Annotated in this window: 19 protein-coding genes; 7 read left to right on the forward strand and 12 right to left on the reverse strand. The window is 40.2% G+C overall.

Annotation, left to right across the window (positions count from 1 at the left end; translation table 11 throughout):
- The first annotated feature begins 9 nt into the window (after nucleotides 1–9).
- The 6 genes from DCO56_RS14155 (at nucleotide 10) to DCO56_RS14180 (ending at nucleotide 8,337) form a co-directional block, all read left to right on the forward strand.
- Nucleotides 10–3,105, forward strand: coding sequence for an efflux RND transporter permease subunit (locus tag DCO56_RS14155; protein WP_108634408.1), 3,096 nt, complete (start codon nucleotides 10–12; stop codon nucleotides 3,103–3,105).
- A 44-nt stretch (nucleotides 3,106–3,149) separates the two neighbouring features.
- Entirely contained in the window at nucleotides 3,150–4,181 is a 1,032-nt protein-coding gene (locus tag DCO56_RS14160) for a hypothetical protein (protein ID WP_108634409.1), read from the forward strand.
- A gap of 44 nt (nucleotides 4,182–4,225) precedes the next feature.
- Entirely contained in the window at nucleotides 4,226–5,248 is a 1,023-nt protein-coding gene (locus tag DCO56_RS14165; RefSeq protein WP_108634410.1) for a sensor histidine kinase, read from the forward strand.
- The gene (locus tag DCO56_RS14170) at nucleotides 5,229–6,011 is read left to right on the forward strand and encodes a LytR/AlgR family response regulator transcription factor (protein WP_108634411.1); all 783 of its coding nucleotides are present in this window, start codon (nucleotides 5,229–5,231) and stop codon (nucleotides 6,009–6,011) included. The genes DCO56_RS14165 and DCO56_RS14170 overlap by 20 nt, the downstream gene beginning before the upstream one ends.
- Nucleotides 6,012–6,186: 175 nt before the next feature.
- Entirely contained in the window at nucleotides 6,187–6,897 is a 711-nt protein-coding gene (locus DCO56_RS14175; protein ID WP_146191065.1) for a DUF6250 domain-containing protein, read from the forward strand.
- Nucleotides 6,898–6,954: 57 nt separating this feature from the next.
- Nucleotides 6,955–8,337, forward strand: coding sequence for a pectate lyase (locus tag DCO56_RS14180; protein WP_219929393.1), 1,383 nt, complete (start codon nucleotides 6,955–6,957; stop codon nucleotides 8,335–8,337).
- A gap of 31 nt (nucleotides 8,338–8,368) precedes the next feature.
- Here the strand turns inward: DCO56_RS14180 and DCO56_RS14185 are convergent, their stop codons facing one another.
- Nucleotides 8,369–9,277, reverse strand: a complete 909-nt coding sequence (locus DCO56_RS14185) for a DUF6268 family outer membrane beta-barrel protein (RefSeq protein WP_146191066.1) — start codon at nucleotides 9,275–9,277, stop codon at nucleotides 8,369–8,371.
- A 160-nt stretch (nucleotides 9,278–9,437) separates the two neighbouring features.
- On the opposite strand from DCO56_RS14185, the gene DCO56_RS14190 reads away from it, so the two are divergent.
- Nucleotides 9,438–10,004, forward strand: coding sequence for a Crp/Fnr family transcriptional regulator (locus tag DCO56_RS14190; protein WP_108634414.1), 567 nt, complete (start codon nucleotides 9,438–9,440; stop codon nucleotides 10,002–10,004).
- Between the two features lie 251 nt (nucleotides 10,005–10,255).
- Here the strand turns inward: DCO56_RS14190 and DCO56_RS14195 are convergent, their stop codons facing one another.
- From DCO56_RS14195 to DCO56_RS14245, 11 genes are all read right to left on the reverse strand, one after another.
- Nucleotides 10,256–10,837: a TlpA family protein disulfide reductase gene (locus tag DCO56_RS14195; protein WP_108634415.1), complete on the reverse strand. Its 582-nt coding sequence runs from the start codon at nucleotides 10,835–10,837 to the stop codon at nucleotides 10,256–10,258.
- Nucleotides 10,838–10,892: 55 nt separating this feature from the next.
- A complete protein-coding gene (locus DCO56_RS14200) occupies nucleotides 10,893–11,462 on the reverse strand; it encodes a TlpA family protein disulfide reductase (protein ID WP_108634416.1) in 570 nt (189 codons plus the stop codon).
- Between the two features lie 9 nt (nucleotides 11,463–11,471).
- A complete protein-coding gene (locus tag DCO56_RS14205; RefSeq protein ID WP_108634417.1) occupies nucleotides 11,472–12,581 on the reverse strand; it encodes an efflux RND transporter periplasmic adaptor subunit in 1,110 nt (369 codons plus the stop codon).
- A gap of 19 nt (nucleotides 12,582–12,600) precedes the next feature.
- Nucleotides 12,601–15,771 carry an efflux RND transporter permease subunit gene (locus DCO56_RS14210; protein ID WP_108634418.1) on the reverse strand — a complete coding sequence of 1,057 codons (3,171 nt, stop codon included), beginning with the start codon at nucleotides 15,769–15,771 and terminating at the stop codon, nucleotides 12,601–12,603.
- 9 nt (nucleotides 15,772–15,780) lie between these two features.
- Nucleotides 15,781–17,166, reverse strand: a complete 1,386-nt coding sequence (locus tag DCO56_RS14215; RefSeq protein ID WP_108634419.1) for a TolC family protein — start codon at nucleotides 17,164–17,166, stop codon at nucleotides 15,781–15,783.
- A gap of 115 nt (nucleotides 17,167–17,281) precedes the next feature.
- Nucleotides 17,282–17,683 (reverse strand): hypothetical protein, encoded by a 402-nt coding sequence (locus DCO56_RS14220; protein WP_108634420.1) that lies wholly within the window; start codon nucleotides 17,681–17,683, stop codon nucleotides 17,282–17,284.
- A 127-nt stretch (nucleotides 17,684–17,810) separates the two neighbouring features.
- The gene (locus DCO56_RS14225; protein WP_108634421.1) at nucleotides 17,811–18,566 is read right to left on the reverse strand and encodes an SDR family NAD(P)-dependent oxidoreductase; all 756 of its coding nucleotides are present in this window, start codon (nucleotides 18,564–18,566) and stop codon (nucleotides 17,811–17,813) included.
- Nucleotides 18,567–18,635: 69 nt separating this feature from the next.
- Entirely contained in the window at nucleotides 18,636–19,025 is a 390-nt protein-coding gene (locus tag DCO56_RS14230) for an OsmC family protein (RefSeq protein WP_108634422.1), read from the reverse strand.
- Nucleotides 19,026–19,073: 48 nt separating this feature from the next.
- Nucleotides 19,074–19,772 (reverse strand): DsbA family oxidoreductase, encoded by a 699-nt coding sequence (locus DCO56_RS14235; RefSeq protein WP_108634423.1) that lies wholly within the window; start codon nucleotides 19,770–19,772, stop codon nucleotides 19,074–19,076.
- 23 nt (nucleotides 19,773–19,795) lie between these two features.
- The gene (locus tag DCO56_RS14240) at nucleotides 19,796–20,089 is read right to left on the reverse strand and encodes a thioredoxin family protein (protein WP_181390551.1); all 294 of its coding nucleotides are present in this window, start codon (nucleotides 20,087–20,089) and stop codon (nucleotides 19,796–19,798) included.
- Between the two features lie 72 nt (nucleotides 20,090–20,161).
- Nucleotides 20,162–20,710, reverse strand: coding sequence for an OsmC family protein (locus DCO56_RS14245; protein ID WP_108634425.1), 549 nt, complete (start codon nucleotides 20,708–20,710; stop codon nucleotides 20,162–20,164).
- Between the last annotated feature and the right edge of the window lie 311 nt (nucleotides 20,711–21,021).

Here is a 21,021-nt window from a genome sequence, read left to right on the forward strand (position 1 = left end):
TTACAAAAGATGTCAATAACAGCAATAGCCGTAAAACGGCCTTTACTCATCGTCGTTATTTTTACCGTGCTTGCACTTTTCGGTGTGCAATCCTATTTAAAACTCAACTACAACCTGCTGCCAACGATGGATATTCCCACAGTGTCAGTAAGTGCAATTTATAGAGGCGCCTCTGCAGCAGAGGTGGAAACTTCCGTTACCAAAAAGCTGGAAGATGCATTCGCTTCGATTGAAGGGCTGGAAACGATTTCCTCCTCTTCCCAGGAAGGGGTTTCACAAATTACTGTCACACTTAAGAGTGGGACCGATATTGACGAAGCAGAAAGAAATATCCAAAGGAAAGCCGACCAGATCCAAAAAGACCTGCCCAGGGACCTGGACCCACCAACCGTACAAAAGGTAAACCTGGAAGAATTACCGGTCATCAAAGCCGGCATAACTTCCGAGATGTCACCAAAAGCGCTCTACCAACTAGTTGACCAGCAGTTACTCCCCATATTACAAAATGTAGATGGTGTGGGGCAGGTCAATATCATCGGTGGGGACGAACGTGAAGTACAGATCAACATCGACCGGGAAAAGTTAAAGTTTTATGCGCTGACCATTACCCAGGTCTCCAGTGGGGTAGCTGCGGCCAATCAGTCCTTTCCCGCCGGACAGATCAGGACAGCGGGTGAGCAGCTCTCCATTCAGTACGATGCCAATATATCTTCCCTTGACCAGTTGAGAAGTTTAATCATAAAACAGCTTCCCGACGGAGGTAATGTATTATTAAGAGATGTCGCCGAGGTCGTGGATGCTACAGCAGAATCCACCGCAATAAACCACATCAACGGACAGCCTTCAATAGGAGTACAGATCATTAAGCAGTCCGATGCCAATGCTGTCAATGTAAGCCGCGAAGTAAAAAAAGCATTTGATAATATTGAAAAGCAGTACGCTGCGAAAAAGCTCAATTTTGTTATATCTACCGATCAATCGACCTATACATTACATGCTGGAGATGAAGTCATGTTTGACCTTATATTGGCAGTTCTTATTGTTGGCATTGTCATGCTGGCATTCCTGCATAGCTTCAGAAGTTCAATGTTTGTGATGGTAGCCCTTCCCTCCTCCATCATTCCAACATTTATAGCGATGTATGTGATGGGGTTTTCGCTGAATCTGATGACCTTAATGGCGATGTCTTTGGTGGTAGGTATCCTGGTCGATGACTCCATTGTGGTCCTGGAAAATATATACCGTCATCTGGAAAAGGGAAAAGATAAGCGAACTGCTGCGCTGGAAGGACGAAATGAAATCGGGTTCACAGCACTTTCGATCACATTGGTCGATGTGGTCGTCTTTTTGCCTCTTGCACTCTCAAGCGGATTGATCGGCTCTATACTGAAGGAATTTTCTCTGGTTGTCGTGATATCCACACTGATGAGTCTTTTTGTGTCCTTTACCATTACCCCACTATTGGCAAGCCGATTCGGGAAGATCGAAGAATTGGATAAAAAAACACTCTGGGGACGGATCAATCTGGGATTTGAAGGTATGATAGATCAATTGAAAACCTATTATGGTGAAGTACTTGGAAAGGTTCTTCATAAAAAAAGATGGTTATTTTCTCTTGTAATAATGATGCTGGTAGGTTCTATAATGCTTGTCGCAAAGGGATTTATAGGCTCCACATTTATACCCACAGGAGACCAGGCTGAGTTACTGGTCAGTTTGGAGCTGGCCCCCTCAACCTCTCTTTATCAGACCAACATGACGACCGAAGAAGTCGAAAAAATCATCCTTTCAAAGCCCGAAGTCAAAAATGTCTTCTCAAGTATAGGTTTTGTTTCGGGAAGTGTACCGGGTTCATCAAATAACAGCAATATGGCGGAACTTACAGTTTCCCTGGTTGACGGTAAAGAAAGAACGGTCAGCTCTGAAGAATTTGGCATCGAGTTAAAAAAAGAGCTCAGTGAAACGATTCCGGGCATGAAAGTTTCTGCTTCACCAACCTCCATCACCGGGCAGGGAAGCCAGGCAGCTATTCAGGTCACAATAAAAGGGATAGACCTGAAAACAGTCCGGAAAGTTGCAGAACAATATAAGGCGCTGATCGCCACTGTTCCGGGAACCCAGTCCGTTGAGCTGTCTGTAAAAGACCAGAAACAGCAAATTGAAGTGGAACTGAACCGGGAAAAAATGGCGGTCTTGGGCCTGGATGCCTCACTGGTCGGAAATGCGCTGCAGAATGCATTTAGTGGAAATTCAAATGCAAAATATAAAGAGAATGGAAATGAGTATGATATTCTGATCAATCTGGACCAATTTGACCGCTCGGATATAAGCAATGTTAGTGAACTCTCTTTCACCAGCAATAAAGGCCAAAATTTCACACTCTCCCAATTTGCCACAGTCTCGGTCGGAATGGGAGAAACCGTCAGACAGCGCATCAACAGGTTAAACTCCATTACCGTACAGTCCCAGGTTGTAGGAAGACCAGTGGGAACGGTCGCAGATGAAGTGAAGGAAAAGCTTTCAAAAACTAAAATTCCCACTGGAATTGCCATAGAGTACGAAGGGGATATTAAAAATCAGGGTGATGCCTTTGGTAGTCTCGGTATTGCGCTGTTAACTGCCATCATTCTGGTTTACCTGATCATGGTGGCTTTATATGAGAGCCTGGTATATCCATTTGTGGTTTTATTCTCCATACCTGTAGCATTGATCGGAGCGCTGCTAGCCCTTGCCCTGACCATGGAAACACTCAATGTATTTTCTATTATCGGAATGATCATGCTGATGGGGCTTGTGGCTAAGAACGGGATTCTGATCGTGGATTTTACCAATCAGCTAAAAGGTGAAGGTCTTTCTGTTGAAAAAGCCCTGAATGAAGCAGGAAAAGAACGTCTGCGTCCTATTCTAATGACAACACTGGCGATGATTTTAGGAATGTTACCCATAGCGATGGCGTCTGGACCGGGATCCGAGGTAAAGAACGGCATGGCCTGGGTAATTATCGGGGGATTGACAAGCTCCATGATCTTAACCCTTTTTGTTGTCCCTTCCATGTACCTGATCGTTGAAAAAATTAAAATGCGCTCTTCCAAAAGAAGAAGTTAACACTGGCACATTAAAAAATAAATAATCTAAAATAACTCATTGCAATGAAATCAAGAATAAGCTTTTTTTTATCGCCCATATGTCTTATCATTAGCATCAACAGTTATGCTCAGGTAAAACAGGCCAAGCTGGAAAAAGAGAAGGCCGATTCCGTAAAGCTTTTTTATATAACCGAGGCAGCCGTTAGAAATCCAATATTACGTCAGATCGTCGTATCTACAGAGGTTACAGGAAATAGTACGATTAAAAGTGATCTTTACGGCAACAGACTTTTTGAGGGCAAAGTGGCCCAATCCAGAACAAGCGCCCTCCTTACACTTCCCCTGGTTTCCTGGGGGAAAAACTCCATAACCGGTTCATTTCTATTTGAACATTCCGAATTCAGCTTGTCGGATATCAAAACCGCCAGTCCGGAATATCAGGGTATTTTTCAGGATCCTAAACTTAGCCGTAATACGGTCGGATTTAATGCCAGCTACCAGCGGATAGATTCGCTGTTCGGCCGCAATGTCGTATATGCCGCCAATATCAATGGCGTTACCGCGAAAACAGGTAGCATTCAGCGGGTAAATTTTCTGGGAACGGTGATTATAAACCTGAAACAAACAGCAACAACAAATTTTTCTGCTGGATTGGTTCTGAATATTGATAAGTCAATTAATTTTCCAATATTTCCGGTTGTCACCTACTGGCATAAATTCCCGAACGAGATGGAACTGAATGTCAACTTACCACAACAAGCTTATCTTAGAAAAAACTTTAACAGTAAATTGTCCGCTAGCGTCGGCACGACAATCAGTATTTCTAGCGCTTTCTTTGAATATCCCGATCAAGCTTTCATTCCACAAAACTTCAATTACACAGTAATGGGCCTACAAAATGGAGTAGGTATTGAATACCGACTTGCAAAAAAAATTATGATCAGCCTGAATGGAGGTATTCAGACTCCTTTATCAGCTCGTGCATTTAAAGTTGGAGAACGCTCTGCGGATTACTTCATTAACAACAAAATCTGCCCTAGCCCTTATGTAAAATTGTCGGTATCTTTATTGCCTCTATTTAAAACAATCTTTTAGCACGTCAGTGGATTCGGTCATCTCTAATTTTTATTTTTGCTTATATGAATAGTAAACCTAATACAAAAAAAATAGCGCTGCTAAACTGCTTGGTCGCTGTAGTAGCGGGAGTTGTAGTTTTGCTTTTTCAGGTATCGGGGGATTATAGCAACTTTCGCCTGTATCTACCACTGATGGGAGTTATTATTGTATTTGCAGTAAGTATGATGGATCTTCAGATTCTAAAGAAAATACGGAGTAATCCAAATAGAAGACATGGTTGGTATCTGCTATCGTACCTTTCTAGTGCTGCCACCTATCTGATATGTTGGCCGCCCTTTAGCATAATGCTGAAAATTAAATGGAAATATGATAACTTCAATTTACTATTTACTTTAGTTCTATCAAGTATTATTTTAAATACCGCTATACTATTAATCCAGCATTTTCTGCTTCTTCAACAGGAAAAAGCCAGAGCAGAAGTTGAGGTATCATTGCTCAAAGTTGCTAATGTAGAAGCATCAAATTTATTATTAAGACAGCAGATACAACCCCATTTTTTATTTAATTCTTTAAGTAATTTAAAAGCCCTGTACAAAGAGGATCCTCAGGCCGGCGAATCTTATATAGTCCATCTTGCTAATTTTCTGAGGATCTCCGTTTCCAATCAGAACAAGAAGATAGCAATGTTGACCGAAGAAATTGATTTTTTACATGATTATCTGGAAATGCAAAAAATAAGGTTTGGACGAGCCATACTGTTCGAAATTATTGTACCGCAAAGTAGTCTGTATCAATATTATCTCCCCACGTTTTCATTACAGTTGTTGGCCGAAAATGCCATTAAACATAATGAACTAACCAATGAAAGCCCCCTGAGGATCAGGATATGCAGCGAAGGAAACAGGATTACGGTCTTAAACAGCGTAAGAAAGAAACAGCACCCCGAGGTTTCTACAGGACTGGGACTGGCTAATTTGAGCGAGCGCCATCAATTACTTTCCGGTAATACCATTGAAATAAAACAAACTGAAGATGAATTTACTGTAACCCTTACACTACTGACCAATGAAAATATTAATAATTGAAGACGAAAAAGCTGTTTCAAACGACCTACTTTTCACAATTAAAAAGATCTGGGAGAGCAGGCCACAGCTGAACATCTTTCAGGTATACACCGTTAAAGAATCAATAAATTATCTGGAAACTGAGGAAATACCGGATCTTATTTTTAGTGATATCCAACTTGGGGATGGAACTTGTTTTGAGATATTCAGGCAAATAGAAATTAAATCACCTGTAATCTTTTGCACTGCATATGACGAATTTGCTATTCAAGCATTTAAGGCTAATGGAATTGACTATATCCTAAAGCCTTTTATGACCGAAACCATCAGAAAAGCTTTAGATAAATACGACAATCTAAGAAAACTGTTTAGTAATAACACTTCTGCACCTAACTACGAAGGTATTCTGAAATTATTAAGCGAACTACGTGAAGAAAACAGGGTGGCATCTATCCTTGTGTATATTAAAGACAGAATTCTTCCGATTAAACTGGAAGATATTGCTCTTTTTTTTCTGGAAGAAAACGATATCTATTTACTGACTTTAGATGGCAAGAAGTATTCTTCTAATAAAAGCCTGGATGAGCTGGAAAAAATTACTGGGAACTATTTCTTTAGGGCTAACCGACAGTTTTTAGTTTCTAGGAGGATAATTAGTTCAGCACATAATTTCTTTTCCCGTAAACTAGCCTTGAATCTAACCATACCATTTTCACCACAGATTATCATTAGTAAGGAAAAGAAAACAACATTTCTGGACTGGCTTTCTCAGGTAACAAAGTAATAAACTTTAAACTCCTATTGTTTTAGTGCTTTTTAATTGAACTATATGTATTGTATCGATGATAAAAATGAAAAAGCCCATAATTAATGTTTACATTTAAACAACTCAACATCTTTATTTCGTAAATTGCATGATTAATATATCATTCATTATGTTGCGATCAAACAGTACGAATATGAAGAAACTTACGACTTTCACCCGCTGTCCTAAGCTCTTTTCTTCTACGCTATTAATGATTTTATTGCTCTTAATTACGGGTGTTTGCAGCGCACAAACAACTGTGCAATACCAAGATAAATTTGATAAACCCTTAGATACGCTAAACTGGAAGGTCGAAATGCTCCCCGGGAATCAGGCAAAGGTGACAACAGAAGATCAAAAGCTTGTTATCAACGCTCCGTTTGGTGTTACTGTTTGGTTTAAGCATGAGCTTACAGGTCCTATTAGGATTGAGTATGATTGGAAGGTCGTCGTTGCGGATGGCATCAATGACCGACTCTCCGATCTTAACCAGTTTTGGATGGCAACCGATCCTAAAAATAAAGATCTTTTCACCCGAACAGGCAAATTTTCGGAATACGATTCATTAAGTCTATATTATGTCGGCATGGGTGGCAATAAAAATACGACCACACGATTCCGCAAATATCAAGGAAATGGTGAAAGAAAATTATTGCAGGAATATACAGATCAATCACATCTTCTCAAGCCTAACCATAATTACCACATCACCATAGAGGTTATGAATGGGGTGACTCGCTTTTCAGTTGACGGTGTCGTCTATTTCTCGTTAACTGATCCAGAACTCTTAACAAGAGGGTTTTTCGGATTCAGATCAACGCACGCCAGGCACGAAATCAGTAATTTTCGTGTCTTAAGGCCATGATCAAAAAAATGAACTTTCCTACAATACGCATTTCCATTAACACTTATACATCTTGAAATGATAAAAACATCCATAGTGACCCAAGCTTATTTGATCATCCTATTATGCTGCCTTTCTGTATTAGCAAATGCGCAGCAACTTGCCTTCCCCGGTGCCGAAGGATATGGCAGGTTTGCCAAAGGAGGAAGAGGTGGGGATGTTTATCATGTCATTAATCTGAATGATGAGGGCGCCGGCTCTCTTCGTTATGGTTTAGAGACGGCTAATGGTCCAAGAACCATTGTCTTTAGTATTTCAGGAAATATCATGTTATCGAAAAAACTGGTGGTCAGTACGTCCAATCTTACGATCGCTGGCCAAACAGCTCCAGGTGACGGAATCACCCTTGCAGGAAATTCTTTATACATACAGGCTAATGATATCATCATTCGATATATCCGCGTCCGCTTCGGAGATACAAGCGGTCAGCAAGCGGATGCCATCAGTATCACCAAAGGAAAAAATATCATCTTGGATCATGTTTCAGCCAGTTGGTCTGTGGATGAAGCCTTATCTAGCCAAAGTGCACATGTAGATTCTTTGACGGTACAGTGGTGCATGATCTCCGAAAGTCTTCAAAACTCACTCCATGAAAAAGGTGCACATGGTTATGGTGGAATCATCGGAGCAACCCGCCAATCGTTTCACCATAATTTATATGCCCATCACAGTTCCAGAAGTCCAAAAGTAACGGGACGTAGACATTGCGAGGTTGACTTTAGAAATAATGTCATTTATAACTGGGGATTTAATAACTGCTATGATGGAACAGCATCCTATATGAATTGGGTCAACAATTATTATAAGCCTGGACCTGCAACAGAACAGAAGGTGAAACACAGGATTTTCCAATTGAGTGATGCCGAAATAGCTGATGTCAAAAATAATTCACCCGAAGATTCCCAAAAATATGAGACCTCACTCTATGCTGAAGGAAATTTTGTTGAGGGCTCACCAGAAGTGACCAACAATAATTGGTCTGGTGGTATTGATTTTATAAATGGTGCTTCAGAAGCAAAGAACAGAGCGAAGGTTCCAGCGTTCCAAGCCCCAACTACAATGCAACAAACTGCCATAGACACATATCCATTAGTCGTTGCAGGTGCAGGTGCTTCTTTAGTCAGAGATTTAATCGATCAGAGAATCTCCAGGGAGGTGCTCAACGGAACATATACTTACGGTAAAAAGGGTTTGATTGATTCTCCAAAAGATGTAAAAGGTCTTCCTGAGTTAACAACACTTCCTCCACCGCCTGATACGGATAACGATGGTATGCCTGATTCATGGGAAAAGCACTATGGTCTTGATCCAACTAAGCCTGGTGACCGCAATACCTACTCAACAACAGGCTTTACCATGCTGGAAGTATACCTTAATGAGTTACTATTGAACAAGAAGTAAAAAAAATCTCTTCGTAATACCCATTCAATAGCTACTCCTTCAACCTCAAACTTATTCCTATCGAGGCATACGGTGACGATCCAATAGTAGCACCTTGAGAATCCATGACTTTAAAACTGTTGTCCATAAAATCATATTCCCTTAAAAACTGCATGCCTACTTTTGCCTTCACCCAGAACATCCCCGATATTTTAGCTGCTGCAGTTACTCCAACAGGAACACTGATTGTTCTGGTATATCTTGCACCGAAATCATTTTTTGTCCCCATATGATAAATTCCCGTTTCAAAATTGGCATCGATTCCATATTCCCAAAACTTGCTTGGCGTCATGACAAATTGCGCCTTAATGGGCAACAGCACATCGACACGATATTTCGAAGATGTATAATTAACTGCGAAAAGAGGAGTGATTGTATTTTTTGTAAAATCCCTACTGTAGGATGCGCCATACCCCCATTGCAGGCCTTCATGTTTTCTTGACTTATTCATCGCTACCACAGCCAAAGCTGGAAAAAAATCCCGGCTCCCAAAACTATTTTTAAAATTTGAACGGACGATAAGTTGAGGAACGACCATTAGATTCCATTGATCGTTCAGATATTGCCTGATCAATAAGGAATACTGGATATCATTAAGACTCCCTGGATAATTATCACCTTTTTCAGTCATAGCCTCGGGATTATAATTTAATAATCTATAAGCAAACATGTTATTGAGCTTGGTGTTCTTACCGATATTGATCGTGGGTGTTATCAAGTTGAGATCAATCACATCAACACCTAAATGATTGCCGTTCTCAAGTTTGGAATTTGCTACACGGGAATAAAATGCAGAGAAAAATTCGGATTCTTGAGCGCGGCAATAAAGCGGAATTAAGCTTGTCAAAAGCAGTATTTTACTCCACTGCAATCGAGGAGTGTATCTTATTTTCTCATTCATAGGTTTGACTATACTTAAATCGTTTATTTTTACGTTATGAATTGCCTCTTTAATACATTTCTTCGTGTTGAACTGGCAATAATAATTCAGCCCTGCAAATTTGATGAATTCAAACTTCACCAGACGTTGATCAGAATCAATAATTAAATAAACAAGTACTATGGAACTTTTTAATGTCCTAGAAGGCATTATCTCCTTGGATAACACACACAGAGACGAAATTTCTGAACTCGTTGAAATCAAAAACTATAAAAAAAATGAAAAATTCTTGCTGAAAGGAGATCCCTGCAGTACCATCGGTTTTGTAGTTAAAGGGAGTTTTAGATACAACATGGACTTTGATGATAATGACAGGACATTTGATTTTTCGGTAGAAAATGAGTTCATATCAGATTATTATGGTATTTTAAAATCAAAACCTGCTTCCTTTGAAATTATTGCCAATCAATCTTCAACTGTCCTGTGCCTTCCTACAGATAAAATATTGAAATTGTTTGATCAGGATATGGTGTATCAGAAAATCGGAAGAACAATAGCTGAAGCTGAATTTTGTAGGCACCACGAAAGGCTCATATCCCTCATGTATCATTCTCCCCAAAAACGTTACGAGGACCTCATGAACACAATGCCTGAGAGCGTTCTGAAGTTGCCGCAACATCTTCTAGCCAACTATTTAGGGATCACCAAAGAAACATTAAGTCGTATCAGATCAAGAAAAGCAAAGTAAATGACCATTGCTATAAGGGGATCTTCAAAAAGATGAGAAATGAACAAAGCCAAAATATGTTACCAAAAATATCGGAGTGATCATTTCAATTACAGCTTGTAAGTACATCTGCGGGTCAACAGTTTTCTTTAAACACAAATGAGCAAAAAAATACTGGCTATTGCGAATACAATAGCCAGTTTAGATTGTTGCTTTAACTTCTTTGAAAATAAAATCGAAATTATAGCGATAGGTCAAATCTTAAAAAAAACCTATTCTTTGATCAGATCTTCCATTTGCTTTATAAATTTATCAGAACTATAATCTGCAAAACCTTCGTGATGGAGTCTCATGTTACCGTTCTTATCAAGTACAGCTGTTGTAGGCAACGCTCCATTGTAAATGATAGTCGGAACATCACCTGCTGCTTTGAAAAACGGTATCGAAAAGTTTTCTTTTTGTAGATAGGCATTGGCCTCTGCAACATCATTGTCTTCATTAATGGTTAAAAAGAAAACCTTTGGATTGTCTTTAAATTTTGTATAAAGTTTCTGAATAGAAGGAAACTCAGCTCGACATGGTGGACACCATGAAGCCCAGAAATTAATAAATACCACTTTACCGCGAAGTGAAGAAGTATTGTAAACAAGCCCTCCTTGATCTTTAAACTCAAAGTCTGCAGTCGATTCTGCTACCGTAGCAGCTTTTTTCTCTTCCATACTGGCATTGAAAATCCCAGTCTTCATGAATTGTTGAAGCATCCACGATTTTGCATCGGGACTCACAAATAAGATGACGATGAAAATCCCCATCAAAATATTAAAACCGAAGTTTATTTGTATGAAGCTTTCCATTTCGAAGCTCTTTATTATCTGCCATATATATAATGTTTACAATAATGCATATTTCCTAGTTACTTTCAATCAATTCATCCAAAGCCTGGGTGATTTCTGGACTGCTATAATCCCTTCCTCCTTCTAGACGAGTGATCATATCACCATTTTTGTCCAATATGACCGTTGCAGGAATCGCTCTTCCCAAAAAGTTTGTGGGAATACTACTCTTAGGGATATATACCTGTAAATCGTAATTATTCTTTTTCATAAATGCTTTTGATTTCTCCATTTTTCCGTCCACATCCACCATCAAAAATATGATATTACTATTACCCTTATAACGTTCTTTCAGTTGAGAGATAGAAGGCATTTCATGGATACAAGGCGGACACCAGGTAGCCCAAAAATTAATAAAAACAACCTTTCCTTTTAAAGACTGTAATGACACTGCATCACCATTTTCATTTGTAAAAACGACATCCGATGTACTTGTTTCAGCATTTTCCGAAACCCTTTCTTCAGCTTCGCTGGTAGATCCCGATTGGTTTTCTTTTCCTTGTTGACTGCACGCCACAAAACTAAAACATACGACCATAACGAAGGTCGATACAATTCTTGCTCTTATATTTGTTTGTATTTTCATATCTATCAATTATTTAGTTAATTTTCCATCTTCAATTTCCTCAGATGGTTTCGTAATAATGTGATCATCTACGGAAAGGTTACCAAAAACTTCTACCAGACCGTCCAGCTGAATACCTTCTTTTATGCTGATTCTTTTGACGGCCTGATCGTTTAAGGTCATCACATAGGTACCGGACTGGGTATTTAAAATACTTGAAGCTGGTACCCAGTATGAAGGATTTTTTCGCTGTAGCTTGAGTTTTACCTGCGCATAATCACCACCCTGAAGCTCGCCTGAGGAATTATTGACATCAAACTCCAACTTTAACGAACGATCCTGCTGATCCAGCAATCCTGATGTGCGGGAAAGATGTGCCGTGAAAGTTTTCCCTGGTTGTGAACTAACCGTAAATGTCGCCTGTGCCTCCCTATTTACCGATGCCGCATGCTTTTCAGGTAAGGATAAGGACAAACGGAGCTTATTGCCCTGGGCCATCATAAATAAAGGTTTATCAGCCCCTGAGCCCACCAATGCACCGACAGAAATATTACGCGCTGTAATCACTCCGTCAAAAGGTGCTGTAATCCGCAGATATTGTTGCAATTGCGAAGACTGGGCTGTACCGGCCTTCGAAGCTTGATAAGCTGATTTTGCACTTTCCATCACGCTTTTTGCCCTGTCTATTTCGATTGCCGCCACGGCGCCAGTTGTTTTAGCGGCATCTGCCAAGCGGTCATAAGCCTGTTTTGCATACTGATAGTCACTAAAAATCTTTTGCTCCGTGGATTTGTCAGATAAATACTTTTGATTCATTTCTGGAGCTTCCAATACGGCTAATAGCTGGCCTTTACGTACATGATCGCCAAGGTCTACATATAACTGCTTAACAAAACCTTCAACCCGTGCATAAACAACAACCTGTTCATAGGGTTTTAGTTCAGCTGGTACGGATAGCTCATACTCGGGATTCATCATTTTGATAGCAACCGAGGGGTATGAAGTAGCTTTTGCTTCTTTATTCGTACTTTGTTTTTTTTGATTTCCTTTCTCTGAGCAGGAAACCAGCAGTAAGATCAGCAAGCACCCGATTAAGGTGGTCACTTGTGATTTTTTATTTCTTAAAATTCTATGATACATCTGATTCTATTTTTTATGTTTAAGATTGGGTCTGCTCTAAATAATACCTGCTTTCCTTGTCATCAGGATCTAGCGAAGGGCTAACAATAGCTGTTCTGGACATCAACGACGAAAAGAAATGTGGGAGCAGTAGTAAAATAGTTGCTGTAGAGGCGATAAGTCCGCCAATAACAGCTCTTCCCAATGGAGCAACTTGTTCTGCCCCATCACCTATACCGATTGCCATAGGCAACATACCGGCAAGCATGGCAACAGCGGTCATCAATACTGGTCGCAATCGAGACGAAGCCGCAAGCCGTGCTGCATTCGAAGGTTTTAGCCCCAGTTGTTTTCGGTAATATTCGGCTTGGTTCACCAGCAGGACTGCATTCGATACGGACACACCTATTGACATGATCATCCCCATATAAGACTGAAGATTTAAGGTACTTCCCGTCAGAAATAAAATAATCAGACTTCCGGCAATAACTGCGGGCAACACAGCAAGGATAATCAATGGTACCTTAAACGATTGATAGAATGCAGCAAGCATCAGGAAGATAGCGATAACAGCAACACCTAAACCGGCTAATAAACTTCCTAGCGTATCGTCTAACAGCTGCAACGTTCCTTCTGTCCAAACTGTAGTCCCACGTGGGGGTTCCCCGGCATCTTGAATGGCTTTTTTAACTGCAGCTGAGGCTGTACCCAAATCTTTACCATAAATATTAGCGACAACCGTAACATATCGATTGGGCCCCTTTCGGTTTACCTGTGCTGGTGATGTTACCCTACGGATGGTAGCAACATCTTCCAGTAATGGACGCATACTTCCTTTTTTCAGTGGCAATGATTTCAATTTTTCCTCCGAGGACATAATTCCTTCGGGAATCTGTACCTGAACCTGAAATACTAATCCTGACTTGGGATCAACCCAAAGGTTTTTATCCGTAAAACGTGTGGAAGAGGTCGCTGTAACCAAACTCCGCGTAATATCCTGCATGGTTAGACCAAACTGACCAGCAAGATCACGATTGACTTCAATCTCTAATGTTGGATAAAAAACGGGTTCAAGAATACGCACATCTCGCAAATAAGGTACTTTCTGCAGATTGCTTTCAATCTTCGAGGCATGGGCAAATGCGCCCTTTACCTGACCGGCACCTACTTTTATTTCGATCGGTGTCATCGCTCCCTGACCCATAATTTTTTCGGTCAGTTCTGTCGGCTCAAAATTAAATTTGGAATCAGGGTGTTTTTGGATAATTACTTTTCTAATTTTCTCCTTCAGTTCTTCCATCGATCCACTATAAATAGATTGATTGACCGATACTTGAAGTACGGCTTCATGCGAGGCATTTGTAAAAAGAAAAATGGGATTAATTGGAGAACCTGCAGGATGCATTCCGACAAAGGCGGATGTAATATTGATGCCATTTTCCGGAATTTGAGCTTTTATTTCGTCCGTAATATCGCGCACAAGACGTTCTGTCTTTTCCAATCGACTTCCCTGCGGAGCCTGTATTCGGAACTGAAAATCGCCACTGTTGGACACGGGCATCACATCAGTTCCGACAGTCGTTACTAGCACAGCTGAGATTCCACCTGCCACAACCACATAGCCGACAAATAACAGCAATGATCTGGTAGACCATTTACGCATCCGATACGAATAATTTACCCTAAATTTTTCAAAGAACGCACGTTTTCGCGGCGTGTTAGCCACTACATTATGCTTGTTCTTCATCATCCAATTGGCCAAGATAGGAACGAAAGTTTGCGAAGCTATAAAAGAAGCGATCATCGCAAAGGCAACAGCCATGGATAGTGGCATGAACATATCTTTTGGAATCCCTGTCATAATAAATGCTGGTGTCAGAACCGCAAGGATACAGAGCAAAATCAATAACTTGGGCGTAGAGATTTCCAACAGCGCATCAACGATAGCCCGCTGCTTGGTTTTTCGCATTTCCATATGCTGATGAATGTTCTCAATGGTCACGGTAGCTTCGTCAACAAGGATTCCAATGGACAGCGCTAAACCACTCAACGTCATAATGTTAATCGTTTGCCCCATCAGATAGAGCACCAAAACCGCCGAAAGAACGGCAATCGGGATCGTCATCACAACGATAAGTGCTCCCCGGGTATCACCCAGAAAAAGCAGGATAATAAGTCCTGTAAAAACGGCGCCCAAAATCCCTTCGTGGATCAAATTGGATAGTGATCGTTCAATGTAAGTGGATTGGTCAAACTCGTAACGGATATTTACATCCTCAGGCAATTGATTTTTCAACACCGGAAGCGAGTTTTTCAGATTCTGAACGGCATATAGCGTCGAAGCATCTGCTTTTTTGATAATGGGTAGATAAACGGAACGCTTCCCGTTGATCAGGGCATATCCAACGGTCTGATCCGCACCATCAGTGACATGGGCAACATCCCGTACATACACCGTTCGACCCTCATTTGTTTTCACCGGTGTATTCAGGAACTCCTCCGGATTCTTGGCGATCGAATTAATGGGAGCCATCAGGTTTTGTTCTCCAATACGGATATTTCCGGCTGCAGAGGGCAGACTGTTCTTGGTAATCGCCATGGTGATATCTTCTGCACTTAGACCATTGGACTGCATCGCCTCTGGGTCCACATTGACAACAATGGATCTGACATTTCCACCGAAAGGAGCTGGAGCAGTGATGCCCGCTATCTCGACAAACATAGGTCTGATTTTCGTCAGCACCAGCGTCTGTATTTCGTTGACCGATCTTTTGTCACTTTCAAATACCAGCTGTCCAACGGGTAACGAACTACCATCGAAACGAACAACTATGGGTGGAACTGCTCCTGGCGGTAAGAACCCCATAGCTCTTGAAACGGATGTGGAGACCTCTCCTGCTGCCTGCGACATATTCGTTCCCGGATAAAAGGTCAGCTTCATCAGCGTCAGTCCCTGAACACTTTTAAAATCAATATTTTTGACCCCACCGACAAAAAGTAGTACTTTTTGAAACTCATTGGCCATAAAACCATCCATATAGGAAGGAGAAAGCCCACCATAAGGCATGGCGATATACATTGCCGGTAATTCAACCTCCGGAAAGATATCGACATTTATTTTTTTTATTGCGCTATAAGAAAAGATCGTAATTGCTAAGACCATAACCATGATGGCTATCGGTTTCCTTAAAGCAAATCTAATTAAATTCATACGTAAGAATTAAAGGTTGTTAAAGAGAAATTCGAAATCAGCAGTTAACGCTGCTTCTGAAGCTAGAAGTAGCCAATAATCGCGTGAAGCCTGTACATGGATATTCTCGGACTGCTCTAATAAAGTCCTGACCTGCAGCAATTCGCTGAGTGTGATCAGACCGCTCTTGTATCTTGCCAGGTACATGCAATAGGCATCCTGCGACTGCCTTACGGCCAATTTCGTCTTTTGAAGCTGCTCAAACTGATGCAAAATTTCGGTCTGCGCTGCGGAAAGATTGGCCTGCATCGCCTTTTCATATTGCGAATGAAGCAGTTTGGCTCCTTCGGCTTCCTTAAAAAACTGTTCTCCTTTATAATGGTTGGTGCGGATACTGGTCAAATTCCAGGTTATACCAATGCCTACAAGGAAATTATTGGTGGTATTGCTAAATCCATCTTTCCAGTTCCCGGAAACTGTACCATTGGGCTGAATTCCTGTACCTCTGTAGGCATATCCTCCCAGAATGTTTAAAGAAGGTAGTGATGCTCTTTTTTGTGCTTCACCGCTAAGGGTATAATATTCCGATTCTCGATCTAAGGCTTCCAGTATGGGATGCGATGCTTGAATGATGCTACCATTATTTTGTTGATTTCCTAAGGGATCAATAAAACGAATGGCTGAAGCCGAAAAATCCACCGAATCAGCACCATACAATTCCAATAATTTGATAAAGGAAGCACTTTTAACACCGTTCCATTTATCATACTCTCCCATGGCTTGCACATAAGATGATGAGGCAAGGAGACTATCCGCAGCAGGCCGGAGGCCGGCAACAGAAAGACCAGTGGTGATCCCGCGGATGCTGTCGAGACGCTCTGTATTTCGTTGCGAGAGATTTAATTTAGCATCATTATAAAGCAAATTGATGTATCGTTCAGATAATATTTTTTTGAGTTGAAGCAGATAGGCCTCTTTTTCACTCAATGTTTTATGGGTTAAGCTTTTGGCCGCTTCATTATCTTTTTGTCGCTTTCCGAACGAAAAGATTTCCCACTCCATAGTGGTGGAAGCAAAACTATTGGCAGAAGTGCTACTTCCTGCTATGGGACTCCCCGAACCACTGACGTTAAAAAAGCCTGGTTGCGGAAAAAAGGCTCCAGAACTGCCTTCATAAGTGCCATAAGAATTTTGCATCTGCGCCTTCAATTGCGGAAGCATTTCGCTTTTAACAGCTCGCTCATGAAGTTTTGACGCGTCTACAGCAGATTGTTTAGCGCCGATACCAGGATAATACCCTGCTACCTTGGACCATAGAATACCTAAGGAATTTTCTTTTTGCTGCTGCCCGTATACGGGTAACACAGCAGCAATAGTAAAGCACATGCATGTGATTACTATACGATATTTTATCATACTATTTATAAGTTTACGATAAGTCGCCGAACGACCGATTACTATAAAAAAAACAATAGAAGTTTCCCCATTGAAACCAGTGGTTCAATAGGTATAAAAGAAAATAAGTAAGGTATTATAGGATAAGTTTACGGTATTGCAGAAAGATAGGTAGACTTCCTGAAATTTTTAAATTGCCGTAGCGGGGATGTGATTTTCCTCTGCCTAATAAATAAGCAAGAAGAAAAAGAAAAGTAACGGTAAATAAAATTACCGGCGATAAATGGTTAATATCTTGCGAGATATCGTTTGAGATTCGTATCTCTGCCGTTTCATTAGTAAGACATTTCTCAGAACTGTTTCCGGAATAACCAACAGTTCCTTTAGGTAAGCCTTGTTCCGTATTAACGGGCAGACCAACTAATGTTTTAATACTGCTTTTGACAGGACACGAAGTAAGCAGGACCAAGATGATCGCAGCAAATACAAGTAAGTACCGTTGATAATATTTTGGAATATGTGACAAAGTCCTTTTCATTGATCTGCTAATTTACTGCTATTTATTGAAGTAAACAAAAAAATTGTCTGATTTACTAGATTAAAAAGGCAGTTGTACATTCTTGTACAACCGCCTTTTATATGGTCCAGATGAAATGTTCTGAAATTTAGTTTTGTCCTGCTAGTAATCCACCGTCAACAGTCCAAGTTGCTCCTGTTACCCAACTTGTTTGGTCTGAAAGTAAAAAGTCAATTGTCTTAGCAACATCTTCCGGTTGACCAACACCTCCCAGTGGATGATATGCATCAAATGCAGCAAGATTCTCCGCAATTTTGTCTTCTGGCATAAAGGTCTTGAAGATCGGTGTAACCACAAATCCTGGATTGACAGAATTTACTCTGATGTTATATTCAGCTAATTCTATAGCCAGTTGTTTCGTAAGCGCTACCAATCCAGCTTTTCCAACCATATAGGCTGATGCCGGTCCCGCTTTAAGTGCATGATGCATCAATGCTGCTCCTATATTAACGATAGATCCGCCTTTATTTTCTTTCATAATTAAGGCTGCTGCCTGTGTAATAAAAAAGAAAGCTTTGGTATATGTTTGGTAACTGTCGTAATCTTTCTCATTATGATCTAAAAATGCAATTGGCGTAAAATGTCCTGCGCTATTGACTAAATATTTTAGATTAGGCAGTTCTTGTTTAAGGTTATTATTGAAATCAGCGACAGCCTTCATATCAGATAAATCTACGGAGTAAACCTTAATATGACCACCCTTTGCTTCCAGCTCTGCTTTAGCTTTATTTAAACTATCAACACTTCTTCCTACCAGTGCCACTTCAACACCTCTTCCAATTAGTAATTCTGCTGTTGCTTTACCTATTCCGGTTGAACCACCGACGATTAATGCTTGTTCCATTTTTATATTTTTTATTTATTTCCAGTATGGAAATAGTTTAAATTTATTTTGAGCGGTTTTACCTTCGGATTAAGCTCCGTAAGTAAATTCATAATTTTTTATAATTGCAGGATTTAGACTGTTCCCCACATGACATAAATTCTTTGCTGAATTTTCCATCCACTCCTTTTGTTCTGCTGTATAGTCGTCTTTATCAAAGAACAACTTAACATTGATCGTTCCTACTTGTCCTCCTTCTGCTGACATTTCATAAGATAACTCGCTTCTTGATCCATTGACCTCAAAATCTTTTTTTCTGGCATAAAAATCAACGGTGGCTAGCATACAGCTTGCATACGAACTCATGAGTAAGTCAACGGGACTAAATTTCATATTAGCTTTTACGGCTTCACTGTTTAATGGTGATTTTGTACTTGAATTATATCCACCTTCATAGGTAGTTTCTATTATTTTTGACATTTTTTGTATACTATTTATTTTGTTATTAATACTACTTTGATGTTGAAATTAGATGCTACATCCATCAATTCCGCACATATTATCCCCGGATTCCTTTGACAGATCGACAACGCTTTCCTGGTAGGTCTGAGCAAGGGCTTTTGCAAAAAGTTCAACAGGCTGCGCTCCCGAAACGGCGTATTTGCCATCAAGAACGTAATAGGGCACACCTGTGATTCCCATATTTTGTGCCTCCATGATGTCCTGTTTTACTTCATAATCATACGCATCATCAGCCAATACTTTTCTGGCCTCTGCCGGATCTAAGCCTAAACCTTCAGCAAGGGAAACCAAAAAATCTACGTCTGCAATGTTCTTTCCGTTCACAAAATGAGCTTCAAACAAGGCTTCTTCCATCGCATCTGCTTTACCATTTTCTTTTGCCAGATGCAATAACTTATGCGCAGGGAAAGTATCCGCAGCAATCACCTGATCGTAATTAAAAGTTACGCCGGCGTTTTTTCCCATTTCTTTTAATTGGCTCAGAAACTGATCAAGTTGCATTTTCGAAAAGCCTTTACGGTTCATCATATACTCGCTGATTTTCATATTACCAGAGTTTTCCTTTAATGAAGGATCCAGCTGGAAACTTTTCCATTCCACTTCCACTTGGTCTTTGAAGGAAGAATCTATTAACGCTTGCTCAAAATTTTTCTTAGCGATGTAGCAAAATGGACACATGATGTCCGACCATACCTGTATTTTCATTGTCTTGTTATTTTTAAAGTTATTTAGAGATTCTCATTGACGATTTCTGTAAGCTGCTGAGATGACAGTACACCGGAATGTCTCCATTTCAGTTGACCTTTTTTAAAGAGCATCGTTGTAGGTACACCTCTAATCTCGAATATTTCTGCTAAACCCGGGTTCTGATCGATATCGACCCGTTCGTAGTGAATCGCCTCGCCATAATTTGCAATGGTCTGATCCAGATGTGGTTTCATAGCGATACATGGACCACAGCAGGAGGCGTGGAAATTGATCATTGTCAGTTGATCAGATTCTATTTTGTTAGCTAAATTCATTTTTTGATAATTTAAAGTTGAGAACAACAGCAACATTCCCAGTAAAGAGTGTTGCTGTTGTTTTGCAGTAAATTAGATCACAGCATTTAAGCTCTTATTGATACTAATTTTTACGGGTTCTGCAATTGTTCTGTATCCCGGTGATACTTTACGTACATGTTCTGCAATCGCTGCATACTCTTCCTCAGTTCCGCTACCGGTAACTTCAAAATTGAACTGAAGCTCTTCAAAACCAACCGAAACATTCGGGTCAACTTCTAAAAATCCTCTTAGATCAAGATTTCCTACTATGGTAAGATTCACACTGTCAAGCTTGATTCCTTTACTGGTTGCCCCTACCACAAAACCGACCATCATACATCCGGCTAAACCGCCTAAAATGTAATCCTGAGGATTAGGATTTAGATTATCTCCCAACAATTCTGCGGGCTCTCCGATCTGATATTTGAATTGTTTTTCAACAAAAGCGCTTCCTATCTTTTTACTGTGGGTAGTAATTTCAGTATTCACACCACCTTTCCAGGTTGCTGTTATACCTAATGCTGCAATTGCTTCTGCAGGTTTGTTAGTAATTACCTCTACATAATTTCCTAATGCTTCTAAATTTACATTGTTTAACATAACCAATTGTTTTAAATTTTGTACTACAAAGTTACCCAGTAGAAAGCTTCAAGAAAATGGACAAAACTGAAAACAAATAGCACTATTTGATCCGATTTCAACCTTTTTTAGATAATTAAATTTCCTCGTCAAATTTCTTGGTGAAAGTTGAGTGCATATCGAATGAAACCAGTCGAATAAAAAATAAGTCATTGGTTGGCTATGACTTATAAAGAAAAGAAGTTTCCCAATTATGGAAAACTTCTCCCTCTTTCATGAGGTCTTTTGCTATTTTAAAATGACATGATTTTACTCCTGATGAGAACAGGATA

It is taken from the genome of Sphingobacterium athyrii, from assembly GCF_003071065.1.
In the GTDB taxonomy this organism is placed as follows: Bacteria; Bacteroidota; Bacteroidia; order Sphingobacteriales; family Sphingobacteriaceae; genus Sphingobacterium; species Sphingobacterium athyrii.